This window comes from Streptomyces sp. NPDC047085 (assembly GCF_040643735.1).
Classification (GTDB): Bacteria; Actinomycetota; Actinomycetes; order Streptomycetales; family Streptomycetaceae; genus Streptomyces.
Map to the genome: position 1 here is coordinate 40,784 of NZ_JBEYUW010000012.1, position 21,603 is coordinate 62,386.

Here is a 21,603-nt window from a genome sequence, read left to right on the forward strand (position 1 = left end):
TCGGGCACCGGCCGCGCGCTCCCGTGCCCGGCCGTCCACCCCTTCACCGGTTCCGCCGTGCTGCCCGCTGCCCTGTGGCGCGCGCCGGCTGGACACCGGATACCTGATTCCCGAGAAGGACAGACCCCAGGTGATCACTCCTGCCCTGGCTCCAGCGTGCGAACAGTCGAGAACGGACTCGCGAGAAGAGTCGATCACGGCCTGGGCGCTCGCCGCCCGCAACGGTGACCCCGATGCCGTCGACCACTTCGTACGCGCCCTGCACCGAGACGTCCGCCACTACGTGACGTACCTCGGAGCCGACCCCCAGAGTGCCGACGACCTGACCCAGGACACCTTTCTGCGGGCCCTGGGCAGCCTGCACCGGTTCGAAGGCCGCTCCTCGGCCCGCACCTGGCTGCTCTCCATCGCCCGCCGCGCGTTCATCGACAGCATCCGCTACAGCTCCTCCCGCCCCCGTCTGTCGGACACGGACGACTGGGAGTCGGCCGCCGAACGCACCCAGCCTCGCGGCCTGCCCGGCTTCGACGACGGCGTCGCCCTCACCGAACTGCTGGACACGCTCCCCGACGACCGCCGCGAGGCGTTCGTCCTCACCCAGATGGTCGGCCTCCCCTACGCGGAGGCGGCCCGCGTCAGCGACTGCCCGGTGGGCACGGTGCGCTCGCGCGTGGCCCGTGCCCGCACGTCGTTGATCGCGTGGCTGGACGAGGCCGAGCACCTGGCACCGATGCCCGCCGCGGCCTGACCGGTGGTACGGCGACGGCCCGGATCGCCAACCGATCCGGGCCGCGACTCGTAAAGGAAGGACAGAGTTGACCAGGTGGTGCGTGGGCCGCGTGGCAGCATCGGATGCCATGAGGGTGTCCCCGGCGGTGCGAATGCTGCGCGCGGCAGTGTTCGCCGTGTTGTGCGTGCTGCTCGCCGCCGGGGCACATGTGCTGGCCACGGGCCAGGCGCCGCTGGTGTGGGTGCAGATCGCCGCCGTCGTGCCGGTCTTCGCGGCCGGCTGCCTGCTGGGCGGCCGCGAGCGGTCGCTGGCCGGCATCGGTGGGGGAACCCTGGCCAGCCAGTGCGGGCTGCACCTCGTCTTCCACGCCGCCCAGCCGCACCACACGGCGATGGCCATGCAGGGCATGACGATGAGCCACGCACGCGCGCTCACCCCCCACGCCACCGCGGTCCATTTCGTAGCCGCCGCTCTGCTGACCTGGTGGCTGCGGCGCGGTGAGGCCGCGCTGTGGTCGCTGCTGCGCTGGGCGATCGCATTCGTACCGGGGCTTGCCGCCTGGTGGCAGGTGGTTGGAGGAGCCTGTGACGTAACGCCGGCGACAGGTCTCGTACGTCGCGCGGTGGACGAGGCGTGGTCGTTGTGGCGGATGCGGCTGCGGTACGCCGTGCACCGGCGCGGACCGCCGACGGGGAAGTCGTACGCCATCTGACCTCGACATCCCTCCTCAGGTACGGAGATCCCCTCAGCCATGTCCACGACTCGCACCACCACTCTGCGCCGCGTCGGCGCCGTCACCGCGCTCGCTGCCGCCGGCGTCCTCGCCGCCGCGGGCGTCGCCTCCGCGCATGTCACCGTCCACCCCGACAGCTACGCCAAGGGCGCCACGGACGGTGTGCTGTCCTTCCGCGTCCCCAACGAGGAGGACAGCGCGAGCACCACCAAGGTCCAGGTCTTCCTGCCCACCGACCACCCCGTCCTCGGCGTGCTCGTCTCACCGCAGGACGGCTGGACCGCCAAGGTCACCAACACCAAGCTCAAGACGCCGGTCAAGACCGACGACGGCACCATCACCGACGCCGTCTCCGAGATCACCTGGACCGGCGGGAAGATCGCCCCCGGCCAGTACGAGGACTTCAACGTCGCGTTCGGACAGCTGCCGGACAACACGGACCAGTTGACCTTCAAGACACTCCAGACGTACTCCGACGGCAAGACCGTGCGCTGGATCGAGGAGCCGTCGGGAGGGGAGGAGCCGGAGAACCCGGCGCCGGTCCTCAAGCTCACGGCGAAGGGTGCCCAGGGGGAGGGCAGCGGCGCCTCCGCCGCCTCCTCGGCGACGCCGAAGAGCTCGGACAGCTCCAAGTCCACCGCGTCCAGCAGTGACTCGACGGCTCGCGGGCTCGGTGTCGCCGGCTTGATCGTGGGTGTGCTGGGCCTGGCCGCGGCGGCTTTCGCCGTCGTGAGGGGCCGCTCCGCCGGGACCCGGGGCGAGTAATTCGGCAATGCGGCGTGCCCTGCCGACTCTTCCCACGGCAGGGCAAACCGTCCGACTGCCATCCCAACGTGTGCGAGACGCCGTCCCTCGCGTGACGCGCGCCACGCGCATGCTCCGGAACTCGGCCCGTGGCCGGGCCGACCCCTGAATCGGTACGACGCGATCTGAGCAATGCCGTACGACGTGACCTGGAGACGCGGTTGATGGACGAGTCCCGGCAATCCTTCCTCGCGGGCGCGAGCACGGCCCTGCGGAAGATGACACCCCCGCCCGCACTCTGTGGCTTCCTCGTGCTCCTTGCCCTGATGTTCGCAATGTCGTACGCCGCCGGGTCCGCCGCCGGTCCGGTCGCACCCGGCATGCACGGCACCGGGACCGCAGGGCACGACAGGCCCAGCGGCACGGGCGGAAGTGGGCGCATGGGAGACATGGACATGCACGAGGGGGGCGACCATTGAGCGCCGAACCGGTGACCACCTTGGTGACGACGGATCTGACCGTCGGCGGCATGACCTGCGCGGCCTGCGTGAAACGCGTCGAGAGGAAGCTCGGCAAGCTGGACGGAGTCACGGCGGCCGTCAACCTGGCCACCGGACGAGCCCGGGTCAGCCACCCGGCGCACGTGAGCCCGGCGGAACTCGTCGCCACGGTCGAGAAGGCGGGCTACACGGCTGCCCTGCCTGAGCCGCCCAAGAGGCAACAGCGTGAGGACCACGAGGCATCCGGCGAAGCACGGCAAGAGCGTCACCGGCTGCTGGTCACCGCATTGCTTGCGCTCCCCGTCCTCGTGCTGTCGATGGTGCCCGCCCTGCAGTTCCGCAACTGGCAGTGGTTGTGTTTCGTCCTCGCGGCGCCCGTCGCCGTGTGGGGCGCCTGGCCCTTCCACCTCCGGGCGGTACGGGGGCTGCGGCACTCCGCGGCGACCATGGACACGCTGGTGTCGCTGGGCGTGGCAGCCTCCTTCTCCTGGTCGGCGTACGCGCTCTTCCTCGGGGGAGCCGGCGATCCCGGGATGCGGATGCCGTTCACGCTCGTCCCCACTGCCTCGGGCGGCGTGGCGCACATCTACCTCGAAGCGGCTGTCGGAGTCCCGCTGTTCGTGCTGGCGGGCCGGTTCCTGGAGGCACGCGGGCGGCGCGGAACCGGGGCGGCACTGCGCTCGCTGGCCCGGCTCGCCGCCAAGGAGGTGGCCGTACGAGACGGTGATACCGAGCGGCTGATTCCACTGGAGGAGTTGCGGGTCGGGCAGGTCTTCGTCGTGCGGCCCGGGGAACGGGTCGCCACCGACGGTGAGGTGGTGGAGGGCAGTTCCGCCGTGGATCTGTCCCTGGTCACCGGGGAGAGCGAGCCGGTCGAGGTCGGGCCGGGCTCGGCCGTGGTCGGCGGGGCCGTCAACGCCGGCGGGCTGCTGCTCGTACGGGTCACGGCAGTCGGCGCCGACACGCAACTCGCCCGGATCACCCGGCTGGTGACCGAGGCGCAGGCGGGCAAGGCGCGCGCCCAGCGGCTGGCAGACTCGGTGGCCGGCGTCTTCGTACCCGTTGTGCTGGCGCTGGCCGTCACGACGCTCGGTTTCTGGCTCGGCGCGGGTGCCGAACCCCAGGCGGCGATCACGGCCTGCGTGGCCGTCCTGGTCGTGGCCTGTCCCTGCGCGCTGGGCCTCGCGACCCCGACCGCGCTGATGGCCGCGACCGGCCGGGGCGCCCAACTGGGCGTCCTCGTCTCCGGCCCGCAGGCACTGGAGGGGCTTCAGCACCTCGACGCCGTGGTCCTGGACAAGACCGGCACACTTACCTCCGGCCACATGAGCGTCGCCCGGATCACCGCCGTACCGGACGGCCTCGACCGCGACGCGGTACTGCGGCTGGCGGGGGCCGTCGAGCAGGGCTCGGAACACCCCCTCGGCCGGGCGGTCTCCGCATACGCCCGGCGGGAGCTCGGCAAGCAACGACTGCCGGACGTGAGCGAGTTCAACGCCCTGCCGGGACAGGGAGTGCGCGGCCGGGTCGAGGGACGGCTGGTCGAGGTCCTCGCTCCGGACGACGAGTTGCCCGCAGCACTCGCGGACGCCCTGCTCGTGGCCGAAGCCGCCGCCCACACGCCCGTACTGGTCCGCGTGGACGGGACAGCCGAAGCCCTCATCGAGATCGGGGACGTCGTACGCCCCGGCAGCTACCGGGCCGTCGACCGACTGCGACGTCTCGGCGTGCGCCCCGTGCTCGCCACCGGCGACCGCGAGGCGCCCGCCCGGGCCGTCGCGTCCGCCCTGGGCATCGACGAGGTGCACGCCCGCCGCACCCCCGAGGACAAGGCCGCCCTCGTCCGGGACCTGCGCGAGCAGGGCTACCGGGTCGCAGTCGTCGGCGACGGCGTGAACGACGCCGCCGCACTGGCCTGCGCCGACCTGGGCATCGCCATGGGCAGCGGCACGGACGTCGCGATCGGCGCCGCCGACGTCACGCTGGTACGCGGCGACATCGAGGCCCTCACGGACGCGATCAGGCTCGCCCGGCGCACGCTGGGCACGATCCGCGCCAACCTCGCCTGGGCCTTCGGCTACAACGTCGTCACCGTCCCGCTCGCCATGGTCGGCCTGCTCAACCCCATGCTCGCCGCAGCGGCCATGTCGGCCAGCTCGGTGCTGGTCGTCACCAACAGCCTGCGCCTGCGCGCCTGGCAGCCGTCGCCCGCCGCCCGGAGGCGTACCCGATGACCGACCAGGCCAAGGCCCTCTGGCGCCCCATCCGCCGCAGGCTCACCGACACGCTGCTCGCCGCACTCGCGCCTGTCGCCGCATGCGGCCTCGCGCTCGGCGGTCTGAGCATGTGGACCGCCTACGGCAACGCAGGCAGCCCAGCCCGTATCGCGGTCACCGAGAGCCAGGTGCTCCTGCCCTACGGCGACAACCGGGACACTGCGGCCTTCTTCCGGATCACCAACAGCGGGGGCTCGGCGGACCGGCTGCTGAAGGTGACGTCCACCGAGGCCGATGGTGCCGTCACACTCAGCCGCCACCGTATGACCGGCGGCCGCTCGGCATCCGCACAGACGGTGGCTTCGGTCACCGTTCCGGCCGGCGACAGCCTCGCCATGTCCCCGAACAGCCTCGACGTGACCGTGCCGGCGAAGACGGGCTGGCAGTCCGGTGACCTTGTCACGTTCACCCTGTACTTCGAGCACAGCGGGGCCGTGAAGACCCTCGCGGTCGTGGTCCGTGCGGGCCAGGAGGGAACGTGACAGAAGCGGGTCGGCAAACGTGCCGCCGGGGCGGCGGTCCGTAAGACGTCTGTCAGACGTCGGGGCCACGGTCCGGCGGGTTCCGCCCTGCGGGACACCGTAGGTTTGGCCGTGGGAACAGAAGGCCACCCGAGCCGGACACCTGGGGTCGCGGATCGGCGGGGCGTGGATCCTGGTTGCCGCCACCGTGGCCCGTCCGTCTGCCGCGGGACCTGATCCGCCGCAGTTCCCTCGCTAGTGCACCGGTATCACACCGGTGTCGCGGTCAGCCGGTCCAGGGCGCCCGCCTTGGCCTGGGCGACGAGGTCGGCGAACTGCTCCTCGCTCATCTGCACCTGTTGTCCGAAGTCGTCGGTGATGCGCACCCGCCTGTCCTCGGGTGCGTCCGGGTCGAGAAAGAGCTGGGGACAACCACAGTTGCAGCTCCCGCAGAAGGTCGCGATCGGTTCCGGGCTCGTCTCGGGCATCTGCGTACCTCGTTCGCTTCCGGCGCGCCGGGCGGTCCGGCACTTCAACGATGCCCCGTGCGCGAGGTGTGTGAAACGGGCCCAACTCATGGCAAACGCCACGTCACTTCGCGGGAACTCGGCGGCGCCGTTCAACGACTCATGGCACGCGCGGTGCATGCGAAGAAGCGTCTCGGGGGGCGGACCGAGGCGACGGCTGCGTCGCCGTCAGCCGGTGTCGGCGGTGCGGGCGGTCCAGCGTTCCTCGACCTTGGCCAGTCGCCAGTACGCGACAGCCACGGCCCAGACGACCACGAACAGACCGACGATGACATAGCCGACGTTGTCCAGGTCCAGCCCGGCGATCCAGCCGGTGACCGCGTCCCTCAGGCCGAGCTTGTCGTGCAGGACGCCGACCAGTTCGATGGTGCCGACGAAGAAGGCCACGGCGATGGACAGGCCGGTGATGGTGAGGTTGTAGAACACCTTGCGCACCGGGTTGGAGAACGCCCACTGGTAGGCGAAGTTCATGAACGTGCCGTCGAGGGTGTCGAACAGACTCATGCCTGCGGCGAACAGCAGGGGCAGGCACAGGACCGCGTACCAGGGCAGCCCGGCGGCGGCGCCGTTGCCGGCCAGGGCGAGGAGCAGGACCTCGGTCGAGGTATCGAAGCCGATGCCGAAGACGAAACCGAGGGGGAACATCTGGCCGGGCCGGCGGATGGACTTGGTGAGCCGGCCCAGGATGCGGTTCATGAAACCGCGCGAGTCCAGGTGCGCCTCCAGCTCCGCCTCGTCGTAGTGTCCGGCGCGCATGGCCTGGAAGACGCGCAGGATGCCGAACAGCGCGACGAGGTTGAGGGCGGCGATGAGGTACAGGAACCCCCCGGAGACCATGGTGCCGACGGTGCCCAGGACCTGGTGGGTTCGGGAGCCGTCGTTCATCAGGGTGCCGGCTAGCTTCGCGCCTCCGGCGACCAGCGCGGCCATCACGACCACGACACTGGAGTGCCCGAGGGCGAACCAGAAGCCCACCGACACCGGCCGCTTGCCGTCGGCCATCAGCTTGCGGGTGGTGTTGTCGATCGCCGCGATGTGGTCCGCGTCGAAGGCGTGCCGCATGCCGAGCGTGTACGCCGTGACGCCCAGGCCGATGCCGAACGCCTTGGAGCCGACCTCGTAGTGCCGCGGGACCACGAGCAGGAACAGGATCCCGAACGCGACCACATGGAGAGCGATGATCACCGCCAGCAGGCCGGCGGTTCGGACGGTGTCCTCGCGGCGCCAGCGAAAGGACGGGGCGGCGGCGGTTTCGGGCACGCCTTGGGACACGGTCATACGGTCACGCTCCAGCACCTCGTGGATCAGCTTCGTGATGCCGTGGCCGGTCTCCTGGCTGACGGGTCAACGCGCCCGCCCCTGCCTTCCCGGCCGTGAGGCCAGTGGCATACGTGGGGTGGGAACTCCCCGATCACAGTGGCGAGGGCCGCTCCGGACTGAGCTCCTGAGAGCTTTCACCGGTCTTCCCGAACACCACGGCCCGCCCACCCTACGGCACGCCGCCGTCATGGCCAGGGGGAGCATGGTGGAGCAGCTTCAGAGGCTCGTTGTCCGCTACGGCGAATCCGTACAGAAGCCCGTGCGTTTCCGTCCCGGAACGTGGCGCCCGCGGTTGGTGTCGCACGGGGCGGCGCATGTACTCGATATCGGCGTTGAATCCGCGAGTGGTCCGGGCGGTGACCGTCTCATCGATCGGGGCGACTTGGCCCGTCTTCGTGACCACGCTGGTGATGACGCCGATGGCCTGCGTGACCTGTTCGTCGCTGTCATGATCTGGGGCTCAGGTACCACCAACGGACGTGGGCCGCGGTACACCGAAGCGGCCCTGTCCGACCCGCGCCTGCCCGGAGTCCTCCGGACCACGCGCGAAGCGGTCCGAGGCGGAGACCTGAGCGGGGCCTACCGGCAGTTCGCCCTTAAGGGAGTGGGGCGATCCTTCTTCACCAAATGGTTCGCGGCCGTGGACGACCGTGAAGCCACATGTGATCGGGCCTTGATCCTCGACGACCGGGTCTTTCGCTCGCTGAACGCGTGTCACACCGGACTGGCTTGAGTGGCTCCTCTTCCATCTGAACGGTCGCGTGGACGAGACCTGAGCTTGGGAAGCTGAGGTGATCTAGGGTTCGTTGCGGTGCTGACCCGTGGCGGAAGGGGGTCGACGCGTGGTGGGCGACTGTACCGACGTAGAGCAGGCGCCCGGCAGCCAGGTCGGACATTGCCTCGCCTCAACGCCGGCCACGGGCTGCGAGCAGCCTTTCGCCCTCAGGATGGTGAACGCCTTACCCAACCGCTCTGCTGAAGCTCGTCGTCGTCCCATTTCGCCCTCCAGGACGTAGCCGAAACACGGCCCGCCGGGATGGCGGTGCGGCGGCACGCCGGGACCGCCGGGAGGATACTCGATCCGCACGGTCATCACCTCGGCGTCTGCCGGTATGAAGGGCGGGGTGATGCTCTGAAGGTCGGTCCGAGTGTTCTACGCCTTTTCATAGGGGTCCATCGTTTCCTCCTATCGCGCCCCGGCCGCAAGCCACTGGTCGAACGTCGTCGGGGCGATACGGGCGTTCTCGCCGGGCAGCAGCACATTGCCGGCCATCGACACATCAAGGGGGCCCGACCACGTCGGAACCAGCTTCACCTTGCGCCCGAGAACGTCATGGGTGCGGCGGGCCATGTCGACCAGGTCTTGCGGCTCAGGGCCGGCGACATCGACGTAGCGGCCCCGCGGCTCCCCGGTCGCGACCTCGGCCAGGACCTGAGCTATGTCGTCGGGTGCAATCGGCTGAACAAGCAGCGGGGCGATGGTGGCCACGCCGTCGCGCTCTGTCCAGCTGGCGGCCAACGCCGCGAAGTCGTGAAACTGTGTAGCGGGCACGATCGTCCACGGCACCCGGCCCTCCTCGATCAGACGCTCTTGCTCGCGCTTGCCCGAGTAGTGGGCCGTACCACCTGTGACCCGGTCGATTCCGACGATCGACAGCAGTACGTGGTGCCGCACCCCCGCGCGCTCCTCGGCGGCGAGAAGATTTCTCGTGGCAGTGCCGAAATAGGCGCGCGTCTCGTCGGGGCTGACCGGCGGGGAGCTGATGGCATCGACCACCGCGTCAACGCCTTCGAGTGCCGTGTCCAAGCCCTCGCCCGTGATCAGGTCAACGCCGAGAGAGCGGCTCATGGGTATGACTTCGTGCTCCGCACGCTCGAGGAACGAGGCAGTGCGGGCACCGATATTGCCGGTCGCACCGGCGACAGCGATTCGCATGGTGCGCCTCATTTCGCACGCTGACTAAGCCAGTCGTCGTGGAGGTGAACGAACGGATCCCAGGTCTTGAGACTGAGTCTCAGCAGACCACCAAGGGATGTGCTTGTGACACAAGACAGACTGCGGCACGAGCCCTTCGGCTTCAGCCGGCCCCCCAACCACGCTAGCCTTCGCTGTTTCACTTCGCATGGCCGAGCTGGTCGGATCATCGTGCCGCCAGGGCCAGGTCGCGAAGATGCGCAGGTGGATGCGGCGGCCGCCGCTGGTGCCGCGGGCTGCGGCCGAGGCATGGGCGAGGAAGGTCGAGCGGCTTGCCGGGGTTCGTTCCTGGACCGCGACCGAGCAGCGTGGTCTTCGCCACCGCCTCACGTGCCTTGGCGGCCGACCAGGACCTCGAGCCGCTGGTCGCGTCCCTGACCGCCCCGTACGGTCGGCGCTTCGATCGGCAGGACGTCGACCATGCGGCCGACCGCCAGGGCTCAGGCCGCCTCAACCCGCCGACCGTCGCGCTTCGTCACTGGGGAAGCGTGGCCGATAGCTGCGGGAGACCTCGTGCACCTTGCGGAGGCCGAGGAACCCGAGGACGACCGCGGTCAGGATGGCGATGGCGGAGCCGACCAGGGTCCGCAGGGTGTCCCCGGCGCCGGCGGCCTCGCAGACCACCGCGGCCAGCACGCCGGTGACGACGGAGTTGATGACGCAGACGACGACAGGTGAGCCGGACAGCCAGTGCGTCACCCCGAGCCGACGGCGGAAGCTGTAGGTCGTCCAGATCCCTGGCGGGTCGTCGTGGTGGCTCGCGACGAAGTACGGCTCAAGCTCCGGTGCGAGCTCGACGTATGCGTGCCGCAGCCGGTTCATGCCGATGATCAGCCAGGTGTCCTCGATGTCCGCCTCGATCAGCCGGAAGTACGTCCCGAACCCGACGAGCAGGACAACGGGCAGCACCAGCAACGCGAACGTCGTGAATCCCGACCCGAACTGGGTCGCGTTGGCCACCAGCGAGAGCGCCACCACCGCGGCCGACAGCACCGTCAGATACGTCCCGGTGCGGCTGAAGATCTCCTGCCACGTCATGTTCCGCGTCGCCAGCAGACTCCAGTGCTCGGTCGCCAGAAATTGCGCATGCGGCGTCCCGGCATCAACACCCTTGAGCTCTCTCATCCCCCGAGTGTGACCTCAGTCGTCGAAGAGTGTGAAAGGGCCCGCCGGTGCCGTCAGCAGTGAGTGCGACGAAGAGCTCGCCACAGGGGAGGTCATCGGTTCGGCGGGGCGGAGGGTCACGGCAGCTGCAAGGTACGGATCGACATCAGCGTGAGCTGTAGCCCGTGGGGGCGGTCGACGAGCAGCGCCTCGCACTCCGAGCACGCTGGGCAGCGCACCACCATGCCGGGACAGCGCAGGTAGACCCGGGTCTCGGCGACGCGGTGCCGATCGCCGCACGCGGCGCACTCCAGGACGATCGTGCTTGCCTCCCGGCCCAGGACCAGCGACAACGCTCCGGCCACGGCGTTGCCGTCCACGTAGCCGTCCTCTGGATGCACCGAGAGGAGGTCTTCCTCTGCGTTCACGTCGGGGCTCCTATCCGAACCTCTCTGTCCTCAACAGGTCAGTGTCCGCGCCGGCGTCGGTCAGTGCGCGGGCAGTGTCCTCCACGAATGTGGTCGGACCGCACACGTAAACCCGCAGCCGCGGCTCGCGAACGCCACCGGAACCGAGGAGCGCACTCAGCTGATCGGCTCTCAGCCGGCCGTACTCGAATCCCGGCGCCCGTTCCCGGGTGAGCCGAATGGTGGTCTCCGGCCCGCCGGGACTGCTCAGCTCGTCGCCGAAGATGACCCGATCGGCCGTACGCGCGGAGTACACCAGTCGCACGGGGGTGCCGTGAGCGCGGGCGGCGCGCCAGATCGCGCGCATCGGCGCGATGCCGGAGCCGCCGGCCACCAGGAGCAGCGGTGCGTCGTCGGGCTCCCACACGAAGTAGCCCCCTACCGGTCCCCTGACCTCCAGGACATCACCGTCAGTGGCGATGTCGACCAGGTACGGGGACACCTCACCGTCGTCCACCCGTTCCACGGTGATCTGCGGCGCCTCGTCAGGCGCGGAGGACAGGGAGTAGCTGCGGGTGGCCTGGTACCCGTCCTCGGCGGTGAGCCGGACGTCGATGTGCTGGCCGGCCACATGGCCCGGCCAGTCGGCGACGGTGAACCGGATGCTGCGCGCGGAGGCGGTCTCACGCGTTGTACCGGCGACGGTGACGGTTCGCCAGCCTTGGACAGGTCGCAATCGCGGTGGCATGGCTGATCGGTCAGCTCCCGTAGTAACGCTGCTCGAGGAACGGGTCACCGCGGTGGTGGTAGCCGGCGGTTTCCCAGAATCCCAGCTCGTCTTCGGGCATCACACGGATCCCGCGCAGCCACTTGGCGGACTTCCACAGATACAGGTGCGGCACCAGCAGCCGGACCGGCCCGCCGTGCTCGGCGGGGATGGGACCGCCCTCGTAGCCCACCGCGACGATCGCGTCGCGGTCCACCAGATCCTCCACCAGGAGATTCGTCGTGTAGCCGCCGTAGGAGGACACCAGCGCGTAGGGCTCGTCGGCCACCCCTGCGTCCTCCAGCACGGCCGCCACCGGAACGCCCTGCCAGGTCGTCCTCAGTTTGGACCAGTGCGTGACACAGTGGATATCAGTCGTCAGGTCCACTACGCCCAGACCGCGGAGCGATTCCCATGCGTAGGTCCGCTCCGTGGTCCCGTCAGTGACCACCAGCTCCCACGCCCGGTTCGGTACGTGCTGGGTCGGCCCCGCCGTGAGCACGGGGAAGTCGTCGGTGACGTACTGCCCCGGAGGGACCGCGCCCTCCGTGCGTCGAGGACGGCCTGTGAATCCACGGGTGACCACGAGTCACTCACCACCCTTCGTATTGGAAGGCTAACCGGATGTGACTATTCGTGCCCGCCGTGGCCATCGACCCCGAAACGACCGACACGGTCGGCTGGGCCATCGTCGGTGCCCGGTATGAATCACTCAGGACGTCGGCCTCCCCCGCCGGCCCGACGTGGTCGGCGCCCGGTCGCTGCCGTGTGCGCTGCTCACTGCCCCGTGCGTCGCGCCTGTACGTAGTACAGCCAGGGGCGTACGTCGCCGTGTCCGCTCACCTCGAATCCCGCGTCCGCGATGAGGTCGTCCAGGAGATCCACCTGGTGGTGAGCCATGGCCCGCCCGGCTCCGCCATGCACCAGATGGCGGCCGATCGCGCTCTTCGGCGGGCGGAACTCCACCACCAACAGCCGTCCGCCGGGCCGCAGGACGCGGTGCATCTCGCGCAGGGCGGTGGGCCGGAGGTCTTCCGGCAGGTGATGGAGCATCAGGCTGGTGACGACCGTGTCGTAGGAGGCGTCCGGCTGGTCGAGGGACTCGGCGATGCCCTCCTGGTAGGCGCAACGGGCGCTGCCGGAACGGGGTTTCCTGCCGCGGGCGTAATCCAGGACCGGCGGTGAGGGATCCACGCCGGTGACCGAGCCGTCGCGGCCGACCCGGGCGGCCATGTGCCGGGTCAGGCAGCCGGTGCCGCAGCCCACGTCCAGGACGCGGTCGCCCGGTTCGGCGCCGCTGAGTTCGGCGAGCCGGGAGAAGGCGCGGTCGCGGCGGCCGACGAAGCAGAGGGCGCCGCAGAGTTCGTACGCGCGAGGGGTTCCGATGGTCACGCCGGGCGTGTCCGCGTGAGGTTTGCCTTGCATGAGGCGTCCGAGGGACATGACCCTCCTCCATAACTTAGTCACGACTAAGTACGCTCAACTTAGTCCCGACTAAGAAAGAGCGCAAGAGCGGCACGAGGGCGGCATACGATGGCCGACATGACCGAGCCCCGCTCCCGCACGCGCACCCGCCTGTCCGCCGCCGAGCGCCGCGCGTCGATCCTGGCCGCGGCCACGGAGGTCTTCTCGGAGACGGGCTACCAGCGCGGCAAGGTCTCCGACATCGCCAAGCGCGTGGGTGTCACCGAGCCGGTGGTCTTCCAGAACTTCGGCTCCAAGTCCGCGCTCTACCGCGCTGCCCTGGACCACGCCACCCACGCGGTGTCCGCGCTCCTGCACCAGGCCGCGGACGCGGGCCGCCCGGTGCCCGAGGTGCTCGCGTCCTTCCTCGACCCGGCCCACATGGACCGTTTCCACCAGCCCGGCGCACATGGCTTCCTCTTCGCCGACGCGACCGCGCTGGCCCACGACCTGGAACTCGGCGCGGCCCTGCGCCAGGTCCACCAGCACTTCGCCGACACGCTCGCCGACCTGCTCCGCCGCGGCCAGTCGGCCGGCGACGTGCGGGACGACATCGACCCTCACACCGCAGCGTGGTGGCTCATCTCGGTTCTGGCGGGCCGCCCCTTCCGTGCGGCGGTGGTTTCCGACAGCGACAGACTCGAGGCTGAACTGACGGACCTGGCTCTGCGGTCATTGCTGCCGCGCGACGGCGAGGAACAAGAAAAGGGAACACAATTCCAGTAATTATTCCGACCTCCATTGTTTATCCGGTGTCGGCCGGATTGACGCGTTTCTTGATTCCGTGTGCTCCGGGCGCCGATCTGCCGGCTCTCGATCGAGAGTGGCACCAACTCGCATGTTTCTATGGCCGGTTGAGCATGTGGCAGTGCCCGAATTGCGCGGCCACTCGATGCCTCTAGCATGAAAGAGATGGGGCACGGAATACGAAGGGGATTCAACAGAATACAGAGGGGGTCCTGAGAGGAGCGCCGGCAGATGAATGCGATGCAGGGCACCGCGACGGCGGGCATCGATCTCGTGACCGTGGGTTCCGGCAACGGGCACCCGGTCGTCCAGCCTCCCGCACTGGGCGGCTCCGAGCACACGGACTACTACTTGCTGAACGATCTGCTGGACGGGCATCAGCAGACGCTCCGCACGAAGGTCCGGGAGTTCATGGACCAGGAGGTCACCCCGATCATCAATCCGTACTGGGAGCGGGCGGAGTTTCCCCACCAGCTGGTCCCCAAGCTGGCACAGCTGGGCATCTCCGGCTTCCAGATCCAGGGCTACGGCTGCCCGGGATTGAACAACGTGACGACCGGCGTGGCGATCCTGGAGCTGGCGCGCGGCGACCTGAGCATGTCGACGTTCATGGGTGTGCACTCGGCCCTGGCCATGAATTCGATCGCCCTGCTGGGGTCGGAGGAGCAGAAGCAGCGCTTCCTCCCGGCGATGGCGCGCATGGAGAAGATCGGTGCCTTCGGTCTGACCGAGCCCGCGCACGGCACGGACGTGGTCAAGCTGGAGACCACCGCGCGCGAGGACGGCGACTCGTACGTGCTCAACGGCCACAAGCGCTGGATCGGCAACGCGACCTTCGCCGACTACGTGATCGTCTGGGCCCGGGGCGACGACGGCCACGTCGGCGGCTACGTCGTCGAGAGGGGCACGCCGGGCTTCGAAGCCGAGGTCATCACAGGCAAGACGGCGCTGCGCTGCGTGCAGAACGCGCAGATCGCGCTCACCGACGTCCGGGTGCCCGCCGAGAACCGGCTGGCGAACGTGAACACCTTCCGCGACACCGAGAAGGTGCTGCTGGCCTCGCGGTTCTGCGTGGCCTGGGAGTCGATCGGTGCCGCCATCCGCGGCTACGAGACGGCTCTGGCGTACGTCAAGGAGCGCAAGCAGTTCGGGGTCCCGCTGGCGGCCAACCAGCTCATCCAGTACCGGCTGTCGCGGATGCTGGCCGACATCACCGACATGCTGTGCATGCAGTACCGGCTCAGCCAGCTCCTGGACGAGGGCAAGTACTCGATGCCGCGGGTGGCCCTCGCCAAGATGCACTACACCGAGCGGGCCCGGGCCGTCCTCCTCGACGCCCGTGACATGCTCGGCGGCAACGGCATCCTCCTCGACTACCACGTGGCCCGGCACCTGTGCGACATCGAGGCCATCAACACCTACGAGGGCACCGACACGGTGCAGGCGCTGATCGTCGGCCGGGACATCACGGGATTCAACGCCTTCGTGCCCCCCGCCTCCGGCCACTGAGGGAGGGGTCATGGCGAACACGCCCCTGCTGGAGGGACTGCACGTCGTCGACCTCGCCAGCTTCATCGCCGGCCCTGCCGCGGCCGGCATGCTCGGCGATTTCGGCGCCGACGTCGTCAAGGTCGAACCACCCCGCACCGGTGACACCTACCGGGGACTCCACCGCATGCCCCCGAACCCCCGAGTCGACGGTGTCAACTACCCCTGGCAGCTGGACAACCGCAACAAACGCAGCATCGCCCTCAACCTGAAGTCGCCCGCCGCCCGAGCCGTGGTGGAGCGGCTGGTGAAGTGGGCGGATGTGCTGGTGACCAACTTCCCACCGGGCACCCGGGCCAAGCTGGGCCTGGACTACGACGATCTGGCCCCCCTCAACCCCCGGCTGATCTACGCCGATGTCACCGGCTTCGGAGAGGAGGGCCCGGAAGCGCACCTGCCCGGGTTCGACGTGACCGCGTTCTGGGCGCGCAGCGGCCTGATGGACGTGACGCGTCAGCGGGACGCAGCGCCGGCGATGAACGCGTTCGGCTCGGGCGACCACCCGACGGCGGTCTCCCTGTTCGCCGGGATCATGACCGCGCTGTACCGGCGAGAGAAGACCAGTGAGGGCGCACGCGTCACGGCGTCGCTGATCGCCGAGGGCGCGTGGGCGGCGGGCATGTGGCTGCAAGCCGTACTCGTCGGGGGGAAGGCCCCCAGCCCGGCCGACCGGTCCGACCCGCCGAACGCGCTCGCCAACGCCTACCGCACGGCGGACAACCGCTGGCTGCTGCTGGCCTTCGCCAACGAGGACAAGCAGGTCCCCTTGTTCCTCCAGGCCATCGGCCACCCCGAGGCGGCACAGAACCCCAAGTACGCCGATATGCCGAGCCGCCGCGCCCACGCGGCCGAGATCGCCGCCGTGCTGGACGGGACGTTCGCGACCCGGACACTCGCCGAGTGGCGTGAACTGCTCGACCGCGCGGGCCTCACCTACGGAGTCGTCCAGACCATCGACGAGTTCGCGCACGATCCCCAGCTCGTGGCCAACAAGATCCTCGTGCCCGTCGACGACGGCAGCCCCGAGCCGTACCTGACGATCGACAGCCCCGTGCGGCTGGACCAGGAGCAGAAGGTCCGCCCGCGCCCGGCTCCCGACCTGGGCGAACACACCGAGTCGGTGCTCCGGGACCTCGGCTACGACGATGCCGGGATCGAAGAGCTGCGCCAGAACCAAACGATCAACTGACATAGGGAACCACCACCATGACTGAGGCCGCGAGCACCTCGTCCGTGCGCACCGAAGAACGCGACGGCATCTTCGTGATCACCATCGACCGACCGGAGGCCCGCAACGCCATCGACGGCGCGACCGCGCGCGAGCTGGCCGCCGCCGTCGACCAACTCGACGCCCGCGACTACCTCCTGGTCGGCATCCTCACCGGCGCGGGCGGCGTGTTCAGCGCGGGCATGGACCTCAAGGCGTTCGCGGCCGGCGACACACCCGTCATCCCCGGACGGGGCTTCGCGGGCATCACCCGCGCCGACATCAAGACCCCCCTCATCGCCGCCGTCGAGGGCTACGCGCTGGGCGGCGGTACGGAGATGGCGCTCGCCTGCGACATGATCGTGGCCGCCCGGAACGCGACCTTCGGCCAGACGGAGGTCCACTACGGCATCGTGCCCCCCGAAGGCGGCATGGTGCGCCTTCCCGAACGCATCCCCCGCAACATCGCTCTGGAACTCCTGCTCACCGGCGACCCCCTGCCCGCCGCACGCGCCGAGCAACTCGGCCTGGTCAACCACCTCACCGAACCGGGCGAGGCGCTCACCCAGGCCCTGGAACTCGCCAACCGTGTCGCACACAACGCGCCCCTGGCCATCGCGGCCGTCAAACGCGTCGTCAACGAGCGCACCGCCTTCCGGGATCAGGACGCCCTGCGCGATCAGGACCGGATCGTCGCGCCCGTACTCGCCTCCCAGGACGCGCAGGAGGGCGCCCGCGCCTTCACCGAGAAGCGCTCACCCCACTGGCACGGTCGCTGATACCCGGGCTCACTGCCCGCTCACCGCGGGCGGCGGGACGATCTCCCTCTTGAGGATCTTGCCGGTGGGCCCTTTGGGCAGCGAGTCCACGATCCAGACCTTCCGCGGATACTTGTACGCGGCGACCTGGCTCTTGACGTAGGCACGCAGTTCTTCGGCCGTCGCGTCGGCGCCGGGCTTGAGCACGACCGCGGCGCCGACCTCCTGACCGAGATCCGCATGGGGCAGGCCGACGACCGCCGCGTCGGCCACCGCCGGATGCTCGTACAGCACGGCCTCGACCTCGTGCGGGTATACGTTGTACCCACCACGGATGATCAGGTCCTTCTCGCGTCCGACGATCCAGAAGTAGCCGTCCTCGTCCACCCGGCCGAGATCCTCGGTGTGGAACCAGCCGTCCCGCATCGCGGCGGCGGTCTCCGCGGGGCGCCTCCAGTACCCCTTCATCACGTTGTGCCCGCGGATCACGATCTCGCCGGTCTCGCCCTGCGGGACCTCCGCGCCATGGCCGTCGACCACCCGCATCCGGACGCCCTCGATCGGGGTGCCGACCGAGCCGGACCTGCGCTTGGCCTGGAGGGTGTTGAACGAGGCGATCGGGGAGGTCTCCGACAGCCCGTACCCCTCGAGTACGACAGTGGAGAACGCGGACTCGAAGGCGTGCAGGACATGGACCGGCATCGCCGCACCGCCGGTGAGGCACAGCCGCAGCCGGGAGAGGTCGTAGGCGTCCCGGTCGGGCGGCTCCAACAGCCGGCTGAACACCGTCGGCACCCCGGCGAACACGGTCACGCCGTGTTCGGCGAGGATCGCCAGGGCCTTCTTGGCGTCGAAGCGCGGCAGCAGCGTGAGGCACGCGCCTGAGGCGACGGAGGCGTTGAGCGTGCAGGTCTGCCCGAACGCGTGGAACAGCGGCAGCCCGCCGAAGATCACGTCGTCGGCGGTGAGCCGGACCACGCCGGCCGCGATCTCGCAGTTCCGGGTGAGGTTCGCGTGGGTCAGTTCGGCGCCCTTGGGCTGACCGGTCGTACCGGAGGTGTAGAGGATCACCGCGGTGTCGTCCGGCTGCCGGTCGACGATGTCCTCGGCGGGCGCCCCGGACCCGGGCAGAGTGGCGAATCCGCCGGGTTCCACGACGACCGCGTCGGCCCCGGTCGTGCGTGCACCGCTACGCGCCTCGTCGGCGAAGTCGTGCCAGGCGAACATCAGCCGGGCATCCGAGTCGCCGAGGTGGTAGGCAACCTCCCGGGACTTGAGCAGGAAGTTCATCGGAACGACGACGCCGCCGGCCCTGAGCACGCCGTAATAGGCGACGGCGAACTCCGGGGTGTTGGGCAGCATGATCCCGACACGGTCGCCGGGTTTCACACCACGGTCGTGGAGCAGTCCGGCCAGGCGCGCGCTGTCCTCGTCGAGCGTTCGATACGAGATCCGGTCGTCCTCGAGACGCAGCGCGGTGCGATCCCGGTGAGTGCGGGCGCTGGAGACCACGTGCGATGCGAGATTCATGCCGGCTCCTCTCCCCGCCGTCCCGCGGACCACCCGAACGTGACGTCGGCGGGGCCCTGCGGCGCTCGCCCATATCGACGCTACGCCCCGAGGAAGCGGCCACGCCACCGCAGGCCGGGGACCGGGGAGAGGAGCGGTCGGGCTCTCGACGGGCGCGACGCCGCCGGCCCGGCGAGCGCCCTCCGGGCACAGGCTCCCCGCGTGGCACGAGGACCGTCGGGACATGTGAAGTGGCCTGTTTTTACGGGCTGTTCGACGCACGTACTCAATTCGAGGGCTGTGGCCCTTGTCACGCGGAACTACTGAACCGCGGCACAGTAGTGTCCGTCTGACCAGACGACGCTACCGCTTGGTAATAGGGAGATCCCATGCGTGTTCGTACCGCCATCGCCGCTGCCGCCGTACTGGCCGCCGGGCTGACGTTGACGGCCTGTCAGGGCGATGACACCGCCTCGGACAGCAAGCCCACCGACCCCACCGCCTCGGCCTCGGCCTCGGCCAAGGGCGGCACCGCCGGCTCCGCCACCGAGTCCCCCGGCTCCGACGCGGGCAAGAGCAGCGCATCCGCATCCGCGTCCGCGGGCAGTGGGGGCGGCGACGGAGCGGTCGCCGCGTGCACCTCTCGGACGACGAAGGCGGCCTTCGTTGCCGCTGCCACGCACGCGACCCGGACCCGGCCGGCGACCGCCACGGTGAAGATCACCAACATCTCGGGCAAGGCGTGCACGATCGTCGGCGCCACCACCCTCGTCGCCAAGGACGACCAGGGCAAGAGCGGCCCGTTGGACGCCGACAACTCCGCCGCGGGGACGGATGCCGTCGACCTCGCGCCCGGCGCCACCGCCACGGCGAGCGTGCTCTACACCGATCTGAACTTCGAGGGCACCGAGTCGGCGCGGGAGACATGCGGGATCCAGGCGTCGAGCGTGGAGATCGCGCTGCCCAAGGACGTAGGACGCGCGGTGAAGGTCACCAGCGGCACGGGGTCCGCGGCCGTCTTCAACGTCTGCGGGCGCGACCTGAAGTTCGGGGCCTTTCACGTCTGATCGCCTCTGATCGCCTCTGCTTGGGCCCGCCGTACTTCGCGCTTCCCACCGGCACCAGTCGCGGCGTCAGTGGGCCCACTGCCCGAATTGCGCTTGTCCGCCGTTCCGGCACCGCACTAGCGTGCCGATGTGGATCTCTTCTCACGCTCGTGGACGGCATTGCGCGCGGTGGTCGCCGATCTCGCGGACGAGGACTTCGCCCGGCCGTCGGGCTGCGCCGGCTGGCTCGTCCGGGACCTGGTCTGCCACCTGGTCATCGACGCTCAGGACGTCCTCATCACCCTCGTGACGCCCACCGAAGCGGAACCGACCCGCGACGCGGTGACGTACTGGGAGGTCACCGCGACACCGCCGACCGGTGAGGACCCGCTCGACGCGCTGATCGTCCGGCTGGCCGCCGCGTACGAGGAGCCGTGGCTGCTGAAGTTCCACCTCGACGACGTCGGCTCCGCAGCCGGGCGCGCGGCCGAACTCGCCGACCCCGCCCTCCGGGTGAGCACGCGCGACGAAGTGCTCACCGCGGGCGACTACCTCTCCGCGTACGTCCTGGAATGGACCCTGCACCACCTCGATCTGATCGCACACCTCCCGGACGCGGCGGAACCGCCCGCCGAGAGCCTCGCCCGTTCCCGCGAGATGCTGGAGAAGATCGCCGGGACCGCGTTCCCCGCGTCGTTCTCCGACAGCGACGTGCTGCTGGTCGGCACCGGACGGCGTGCCCCGACCGACGCGGAGGCGGCCGAACTCGCTCAGCTGGCCTCGAAACTCCCGCTCGTCCTCGGCTGAACGTCCGCGGCCTCTCACTCGTCGGCCGGGCGGATGCGGCGGCCCGTGAGTCGTGTGGGCCGGATCGACACCCACATCTCACGGTTGCCGCCCGCCCACGGCTCGCTGTGGGCGTGTTCGGTCAGCCGCCGGACGGCATCCGGATCCGTGACGATGCGCGCCGGACCGACGGCAAGAACGCTCCAGCCCTGGCTCAGGGCGTCGTCCACGTGGTCGGCCTCGAAGGCGACCTCCGTACCGGCGGCCGCCGCGGGCACGGAGTCGGGGGCCGTCCGGTAGGCGATCGCGTCGTCGACGACCTCGTAGTTCACCGGGACGACCGCCGGACCGTCGGGGGTCGAGACCGCGATGCGCCCCACACCGTGGGTGGACAGCAGCGCGCGGCACTCGTCGGGGCCGAGTTCCCGGAGCTCGGGGCGCAGAAGCGCGTGGCCCTGTCCTGGCGGCAGATCGATACCGCCCCCGCGCAGGGCTGCCACGCTGGTGCCGAGCGCCGAGGCGAGGCGGATGAGCGTCGCCAGGCTGGGATCGGCCGGGTGTTCTTCGAGGTACGCGAGGTAGTCCGGCGCGATGGCGGCGCGGCGGGCGGTTTCGTCCCGGCTCAGGCCCCGTCGCTCCCGCTCGACGGCCACACGCCGGCCGACGTCGCCGGGATTCGGTTCCGTCACCCGCGGGGCCGTAACGCCGGTGGCGGCCTCCGCCTGACCGGTGCTCCGCCCGGACGGCACGTGGCCGGTCCCGGGCCGGTGCTCGGGATGCCGGACGTGCGCGTCGGGCCCGGGGAAGACCAGCGTGACCTCGTGTGTGTCCGACCAACACACGTCATAGGGAGGGGTTCCGTCCGCGTGGTGGAGTCCGACGATCTCGCCGTCGCGCCGGGTGGTGCCCGTCGTCGGACTCTCGATGACGAGTTGATCGCCGAGTTGAGCTCGCATGATCGTCACCGTTTCCTGATGGTGCTGTCGTCGTCATGG

24 protein-coding genes and 1 riboswitch are annotated in these 21,603 nt (G+C 69.9%); of the genes, 13 read left to right on the plus strand and 11 right to left on the minus strand.

The annotated features are described in order from the left end of the window. Positions 1-130 precede the first annotated feature (130 nt). The 6 genes from ABZ865_RS32215 to ABZ865_RS32240 all read left to right on the plus strand — a co-directional run bounded on the left by ABZ865_RS32215 (position 131) and on the right by ABZ865_RS32240 (position 5,465). Positions 131-748, plus strand: a complete 618-nt coding sequence (locus tag ABZ865_RS32215) for a sigma-70 family RNA polymerase sigma factor (RefSeq protein WP_361238205.1) — start codon at positions 131-133, stop codon at positions 746-748. A gap of 109 nt (positions 749-857) precedes the next feature. Beyond that, a complete protein-coding gene (locus ABZ865_RS32220; protein ID WP_361238208.1) occupies positions 858-1,442 on the plus strand; it encodes a hypothetical protein in 585 nt (194 codons plus the stop codon). 39 nt (positions 1,443-1,481) lie between these two features. Continuing rightward, positions 1,482-2,228 carry a YcnI family protein gene (locus tag ABZ865_RS32225; protein ID WP_361238211.1) on the plus strand — a complete coding sequence of 249 codons (747 nt, stop codon included), beginning with the start codon at positions 1,482-1,484 and terminating at the stop codon, positions 2,226-2,228. A gap of 203 nt (positions 2,229-2,431) precedes the next feature. Continuing rightward, positions 2,432-2,686 carry a hypothetical protein gene (locus ABZ865_RS32230; protein WP_361238821.1) on the plus strand — a complete coding sequence of 85 codons (255 nt, stop codon included), beginning with the start codon at positions 2,432-2,434 and terminating at the stop codon, positions 2,684-2,686. Beyond that, the gene (locus ABZ865_RS32235; protein ID WP_361238212.1) at positions 2,683-4,941 is read left to right on the plus strand and encodes a heavy metal translocating P-type ATPase; all 2,259 of its coding nucleotides are present in this window, start codon (positions 2,683-2,685) and stop codon (positions 4,939-4,941) included. Before ABZ865_RS32230 ends, ABZ865_RS32235 begins: the two co-directional genes overlap by 4 nt. After that, complete coding sequence (locus tag ABZ865_RS32240; protein WP_361238216.1) at positions 4,938-5,465, plus strand: copper chaperone PCu(A)C; 528 nt, start codon at positions 4,938-4,940, stop codon at positions 5,463-5,465. Before ABZ865_RS32235 ends, ABZ865_RS32240 begins: the two co-directional genes overlap by 4 nt. Before the next feature lie 248 nt (positions 5,466-5,713). Here ABZ865_RS32240 and ABZ865_RS32245 read toward each other — a convergent pair whose 3' ends face one another. Both ABZ865_RS32245 and ABZ865_RS32250 read right to left on the minus strand, forming a co-directional pair. Then, positions 5,714-5,932, minus strand: a complete 219-nt coding sequence (locus ABZ865_RS32245; RefSeq protein ID WP_361238218.1) for a hypothetical protein — start codon at positions 5,930-5,932, stop codon at positions 5,714-5,716. 207 nt (positions 5,933-6,139) lie between these two features. Next, positions 6,140-7,249, minus strand: a complete 1,110-nt coding sequence (locus tag ABZ865_RS32250; protein WP_361238220.1) for a HoxN/HupN/NixA family nickel/cobalt transporter — start codon at positions 7,247-7,249, stop codon at positions 6,140-6,142. A 26-nt stretch (positions 7,250-7,275) separates the two neighbouring features. After that, positions 7,276-7,464: riboswitch (cobalamin riboswitch) on the minus strand. A gap of 29 nt (positions 7,465-7,493) precedes the next feature. On the opposite strand from ABZ865_RS32250, the gene ABZ865_RS32255 reads away from it, so the two are divergent. After that, positions 7,494-8,024, plus strand: a complete 531-nt coding sequence (locus ABZ865_RS32255) for a hypothetical protein (protein ID WP_361238223.1) — start codon at positions 7,494-7,496, stop codon at positions 8,022-8,024. 63 nt (positions 8,025-8,087) lie between these two features. Here ABZ865_RS32255 and ABZ865_RS32260 read toward each other — a convergent pair whose 3' ends face one another. The 7 genes from ABZ865_RS32260 to ABZ865_RS32290 all read right to left on the minus strand — a co-directional run bounded on the left by ABZ865_RS32260 (position 8,088) and on the right by ABZ865_RS32290 (position 12,935). Continuing rightward, positions 8,088-8,384 carry a cupin domain-containing protein gene (locus tag ABZ865_RS32260; RefSeq protein WP_361238226.1) on the minus strand — a complete coding sequence of 99 codons (297 nt, stop codon included), beginning with the start codon at positions 8,382-8,384 and terminating at the stop codon, positions 8,088-8,090. A gap of 93 nt (positions 8,385-8,477) precedes the next feature. Further along, positions 8,478-9,227, minus strand: a complete 750-nt coding sequence (locus tag ABZ865_RS32265; protein ID WP_361238229.1) for an NAD(P)H-binding protein — start codon at positions 9,225-9,227, stop codon at positions 8,478-8,480. A gap of 489 nt (positions 9,228-9,716) precedes the next feature. Beyond that, complete coding sequence (locus ABZ865_RS32270; RefSeq protein WP_361238232.1) at positions 9,717-10,391, minus strand: hypothetical protein; 675 nt, start codon at positions 10,389-10,391, stop codon at positions 9,717-9,719. A gap of 116 nt (positions 10,392-10,507) precedes the next feature. Continuing rightward, positions 10,508-10,798 (minus strand): DUF6510 family protein, encoded by a 291-nt coding sequence (locus ABZ865_RS32275; RefSeq protein WP_361238235.1) that lies wholly within the window; start codon positions 10,796-10,798, stop codon positions 10,508-10,510. Between the two features lie 10 nt (positions 10,799-10,808). Next, complete coding sequence (locus tag ABZ865_RS32280; RefSeq protein WP_361238237.1) at positions 10,809-11,513, minus strand: FAD-binding oxidoreductase; 705 nt, start codon at positions 11,511-11,513, stop codon at positions 10,809-10,811. 22 nt (positions 11,514-11,535) lie between these two features. Beyond that, complete coding sequence (locus ABZ865_RS32285) at positions 11,536-12,129, minus strand: molybdopterin-dependent oxidoreductase (RefSeq protein ID WP_361238240.1); 594 nt, start codon at positions 12,127-12,129, stop codon at positions 11,536-11,538. A gap of 191 nt (positions 12,130-12,320) precedes the next feature. Continuing rightward, a complete protein-coding gene (locus tag ABZ865_RS32290) occupies positions 12,321-12,935 on the minus strand; it encodes a methyltransferase domain-containing protein (protein WP_361238243.1) in 615 nt (204 codons plus the stop codon). Positions 12,936-13,085: 150 nt separating this feature from the next. Here ABZ865_RS32290 and ABZ865_RS32295 point away from each other — a divergent pair, with 150 nt between their 5' ends. The 4 genes from ABZ865_RS32295 (at position 13,086) to ABZ865_RS32310 (ending at position 17,288) form a co-directional block, all read left to right on the plus strand. Next, positions 13,086-13,733 (plus strand): TetR/AcrR family transcriptional regulator, encoded by a 648-nt coding sequence (locus tag ABZ865_RS32295; protein WP_361238246.1) that lies wholly within the window; start codon positions 13,086-13,088, stop codon positions 13,731-13,733. A gap of 252 nt (positions 13,734-13,985) precedes the next feature. Further along, positions 13,986-15,263 (plus strand): acyl-CoA dehydrogenase family protein, encoded by a 1,278-nt coding sequence (locus ABZ865_RS32300; protein ID WP_361238249.1) that lies wholly within the window; start codon positions 13,986-13,988, stop codon positions 15,261-15,263. 10 nt (positions 15,264-15,273) lie between these two features. Beyond that, positions 15,274-16,491, plus strand: a complete 1,218-nt coding sequence (locus tag ABZ865_RS32305; RefSeq protein ID WP_361238252.1) for a CoA transferase — start codon at positions 15,274-15,276, stop codon at positions 16,489-16,491. Positions 16,492-16,508: 17 nt separating this feature from the next. Then, positions 16,509-17,288, plus strand: coding sequence for a crotonase/enoyl-CoA hydratase family protein (locus ABZ865_RS32310; protein ID WP_361238255.1), 780 nt, complete (start codon positions 16,509-16,511; stop codon positions 17,286-17,288). Positions 17,289-17,297: 9 nt separating this feature from the next. Here the strand turns inward: ABZ865_RS32310 and ABZ865_RS32315 are convergent, their stop codons facing one another. Next, positions 17,298-18,797 carry a long-chain fatty acid--CoA ligase gene (locus ABZ865_RS32315; protein ID WP_361238258.1) on the minus strand — a complete coding sequence of 500 codons (1,500 nt, stop codon included), beginning with the start codon at positions 18,795-18,797 and terminating at the stop codon, positions 17,298-17,300. Positions 18,798-19,165: 368 nt separating this feature from the next. Here ABZ865_RS32315 and ABZ865_RS32320 point away from each other — a divergent pair, with 368 nt between their 5' ends. Both ABZ865_RS32320 and ABZ865_RS32325 read left to right on the plus strand, forming a co-directional pair. Continuing rightward, the gene (locus tag ABZ865_RS32320) at positions 19,166-19,843 is read left to right on the plus strand and encodes a DUF4232 domain-containing protein (protein ID WP_361238261.1); all 678 of its coding nucleotides are present in this window, start codon (positions 19,166-19,168) and stop codon (positions 19,841-19,843) included. A 129-nt stretch (positions 19,844-19,972) separates the two neighbouring features. Continuing rightward, the gene (locus tag ABZ865_RS32325) at positions 19,973-20,629 is read left to right on the plus strand and encodes a maleylpyruvate isomerase N-terminal domain-containing protein (protein WP_361238264.1); all 657 of its coding nucleotides are present in this window, start codon (positions 19,973-19,975) and stop codon (positions 20,627-20,629) included. A 14-nt stretch (positions 20,630-20,643) separates the two neighbouring features. Here the strand turns inward: ABZ865_RS32325 and ABZ865_RS32330 are convergent, their stop codons facing one another. Continuing rightward, positions 20,644-21,564, minus strand: a complete 921-nt coding sequence (locus tag ABZ865_RS32330) for a pyridoxamine 5'-phosphate oxidase family protein (RefSeq protein ID WP_361238267.1) — start codon at positions 21,562-21,564, stop codon at positions 20,644-20,646. Positions 21,565-21,603: the final 39 nt, after the last annotated feature.

Coding starts and splice junctions, on each gene's coding strand:
- ABZ865_RS32330 (WP_361238267.1), bottom strand. CDS start 21,564: ATGCGAGCTCAACTCGGCGATCAACTCGTCATCGAGAGTCCGACGACG.
- ABZ865_RS32320 (WP_361238261.1), top strand. CDS start 19,166: ATGCGTGTTCGTACCGCCATCGCCGCTGCCGCCGTACTGGCCGCCGGG.
- ABZ865_RS32300 (WP_361238249.1), top strand. CDS start 13,986: ATGAATGCGATGCAGGGCACCGCGACGGCGGGCATCGATCTCGTGACC.
- ABZ865_RS32260 (WP_361238226.1), bottom strand. CDS start 8,384: ATGACCGTGCGGATCGAGTATCCTCCCGGCGGTCCCGGCGTGCCGCCG.
- ABZ865_RS32225 (WP_361238211.1), top strand. CDS start 1,482: ATGTCCACGACTCGCACCACCACTCTGCGCCGCGTCGGCGCCGTCACC.
- ABZ865_RS32245 (WP_361238218.1), bottom strand. CDS start 5,932: ATGCCCGAGACGAGCCCGGAACCGATCGCGACCTTCTGCGGGAGCTGC.
- ABZ865_RS32230 (WP_361238821.1), top strand. CDS start 2,432: ATGGACGAGTCCCGGCAATCCTTCCTCGCGGGCGCGAGCACGGCCCTG.
- ABZ865_RS32250 (WP_361238220.1), bottom strand. CDS start 7,249: ATGACCGTGTCCCAAGGCGTGCCCGAAACCGCCGCCGCCCCGTCCTTT.
- ABZ865_RS32255 (WP_361238223.1), top strand. CDS start 7,494: ATGGTGGAGCAGCTTCAGAGGCTCGTTGTCCGCTACGGCGAATCCGTA.
- ABZ865_RS32310 (WP_361238255.1), top strand. CDS start 16,509: ATGACTGAGGCCGCGAGCACCTCGTCCGTGCGCACCGAAGAACGCGAC.
- ABZ865_RS32240 (WP_361238216.1), top strand. CDS start 4,938: ATGACCGACCAGGCCAAGGCCCTCTGGCGCCCCATCCGCCGCAGGCTC.
- ABZ865_RS32270 (WP_361238232.1), bottom strand. CDS start 10,391: ATGAGAGAGCTCAAGGGTGTTGATGCCGGGACGCCGCATGCGCAATTT.
- ABZ865_RS32295 (WP_361238246.1), top strand. CDS start 13,086: ATGACCGAGCCCCGCTCCCGCACGCGCACCCGCCTGTCCGCCGCCGAG.
- ABZ865_RS32220 (WP_361238208.1), top strand. CDS start 858: ATGAGGGTGTCCCCGGCGGTGCGAATGCTGCGCGCGGCAGTGTTCGCC.
- ABZ865_RS32315 (WP_361238258.1), bottom strand. CDS start 18,797: ATGAATCTCGCATCGCACGTGGTCTCCAGCGCCCGCACTCACCGGGAT.
- ABZ865_RS32265 (WP_361238229.1), bottom strand. CDS start 9,227: ATGCGAATCGCTGTCGCCGGTGCGACCGGCAATATCGGTGCCCGCACT.
- ABZ865_RS32305 (WP_361238252.1), top strand. CDS start 15,274: ATGGCGAACACGCCCCTGCTGGAGGGACTGCACGTCGTCGACCTCGCC.